3 protein-coding genes and 1 pseudogene are annotated in these 2,423 nt (G+C 33.5%); 1 reads left to right on the top strand and 3 read right to left on the bottom strand.

Annotated features, from left to right (window positions below; all coding sequences use genetic code 11):
• Positions 1-650 (bottom strand): transposase (locus F606_RS0119665; RefSeq protein WP_019555596.1); only part of this gene is annotated, 650 nt, incomplete at its 3' end.
• Positions 651-773: 123 nt separating this feature from the next.
• Here F606_RS0119665 and F606_RS23580 point away from each other — a divergent pair.
• Entirely contained in the window at positions 774-935 is a 162-nt protein-coding gene (locus tag F606_RS23580) for a hypothetical protein (RefSeq protein ID WP_211210114.1), read from the top strand.
• Positions 936-1,191: 256 nt separating this feature from the next.
• On the opposite strand, the gene F606_RS0119670 is transcribed toward F606_RS23580, so the two are convergent.
• A complete protein-coding gene (locus tag F606_RS0119670) occupies positions 1,192-1,554 on the bottom strand; it encodes a hypothetical protein (protein ID WP_019555597.1) in 363 nt (120 codons plus the stop codon).
• 167 nt (positions 1,555-1,721) lie between these two features.
• Positions 1,722-2,423, bottom strand: a pseudogene (locus tag F606_RS22485) (hypothetical protein); the annotation flags it as partial.

The raw sequence follows: 2,423 nt of genomic DNA on the forward strand, positions 1-2,423 counted from the left end.
AAATCATGAATACGCTGGGTTGCATTAGCTAATTTTTCTTGTATTTCTTCCTTATTATAGCTAATGGTACTACTGGTACTACTGGTATCGTTTTCATCATTATTTTCTAATAGTTCCAAATAACGTTGAGCGGCTTGTTCAAAATGTGCTAACATTTTTTCAATTTTACCTTTGGTCAAATTTTTCTTGCGAGCGTTATTGGCGCGAAATTTGCTACCGTCTATAGCGACGATTTCTTTACCCAAGAGACCGAGATCATTGCATAAGAAAGAAAAGTGTTTAAAAATATTTTTGAGTAAAGATATATTATTCTTTCTAAAGTCGGCAATAGTGCGATAATCGGGCTTTAACTCTTGAATCAGCCACATCAATTCTATATTTCTTTTACACTCAGATTCCAATTTTCGGGAAGTTCTTATACCATTGAAATATCCATAAAGATACAGCTTAAGCATATCGGCAGGATTATATGGTTTACGACCTGTCGCTTTTGTAGTTGCATATTTAAATCCAAACTCATTTAAATTTAAACTACCAACAAAGGCATCTAATACACGTACAATATTATCTTCACTTATCATTTCATCAAGTGACATAGGTATAAGACTTATTTGGTTTCTATTTGTGTTATTAGAAATATATCGTTCCATAATTCACCTCAAAGCATGAAATTTTATAATTCAATTATACCATTACAACGATACTAGCACCTCATTGTTTTCGCACAGTCTGACGTCCCCATTGGCTCTGCTGCTTCCCTTTGCAACTGTTGTTTGGCTGGTCAAGCTGCTTTCGGATTTGCTTTTTCCGAGGCTTACGCTGATGGAGATATCACTCTTTTGTGCTGGTTTTTTTCTGCTCCAACTTTAGCGCAGTTAGCAAAAATGGCTAACACTTCTGCTATCCATTTTTGCATTAATTTGTTTATTTCTTAAGACAAAAAGAATTGTCACCTTGTCTTTCTAGATTAATTGAAATGGTATTGTTAATAGGATTTTATTACCTATTAATTAAGTGTCACTAGAAAACACCTGTAAATCAAAATAGGTTAACGGATTTTTTAAGTCCGTTAACCTCGTTTTAGTTATTTATTTCGCAAACTATGGACATTGCCAAATTTTTTGAAAGCATTGCAAACTGTTACTTCATCTAAGTACTATGAGACAGAATTACGCACCACCTTATCTATTTTTAAGGAAAGTTATTAATTTTGTTTTCAAGAGTTATGTACCCTATCTGTAAAGAAAAAATATTTTTTTCTTCAAATCTTAATAAAGCATACAAATCATTTTTTTGTAATATATATGTCTTTTTTTCATCATTGATTTTTCTTGTTCTAAGAAGAGTCCATTGGTTTTTTTTGAGCTCATTTAAACACATTTCTTCTACTTCTGTTAAACTAAAATCTGACGAATATCCATATATATCATTTCTTGAACGTGAAAATATTTTTTTATCATAATGGGTTTTTGATAATATAGAAAAATTGATAAAATTTATGTTTTCAACTTCTCTTTCAATCAAAGATTCTTGCTCTTTTACAGGTAAAGCCACGATACCACTTATTATCCCTATCCCCCAAATAGAAACGAAATTAAAAGCAATAAAAGCATATATAATCAGCTTTATTATTTTATAAATTATTACAACTCCTCCTCCAGTATTATATTTATGTTAATAAAAAAATTTATTTACATAAAATTTTCTTATTAACCATATCATTAAGTCTCTTTATGAATATTACCAACCCATTCAGCACTTCTAACTGCCATTGTAATACCCGCGCTCGTTTGAATTCCTACTTCAAAGGTAAGTGCACCATTTGTTGCGACAGATGCATTCGCTGAAACTACTGAACATGCACCACCACTAAAACTTTCCCCTTCAATCGCGTCTCGTATATTTCCACCTCCATTTTTCCATGTTGTATCTACATTTCCTACTCCTGCAGCACCAACGACAGGAATAGGTAGACCTACACTCCATCCTTTTTCTGAAAACTTATATAGGTTTCCATCTTTGTCCATAATATAACCTCCACCGACTGATCCTACAACTGGAAGTTCTCCACTTAATTCAGCATAAACATAATCATTTTCCATATTGTCTGGATTAGGTAAAAGGCCTAATCTTATTGCTGTACGTGCAATTGTTTCATATAAATTATTATTCTTCGTCCCACTTACAGCAGTACTTGCACCAACTTGTCCACTTCCGCCTGCTGCTTTGGAGGCTGCTGCACCTATAAGCGCACTTGCCCATTGATGCATATCTGGTTGGTTCTTAAAGCGTTTTTCTAATTCTTTCTGTACTGCTTCATTTACCCCTGCGCCTACTGCTCCAGATTTGAAACCACTGCCTGTTATTTGAGACATGATTCCACCGACAAATGCATGGAGTGCTTTTTTTTGTGGACTTTCTTC

The organism is Propionispira raffinosivorans DSM 20765, from assembly GCF_000381065.1.
GTDB classification, from domain to species: domain Bacteria; phylum Bacillota; class Negativicutes; order Selenomonadales; family Selenomonadaceae; genus Propionispira; species Propionispira raffinosivorans.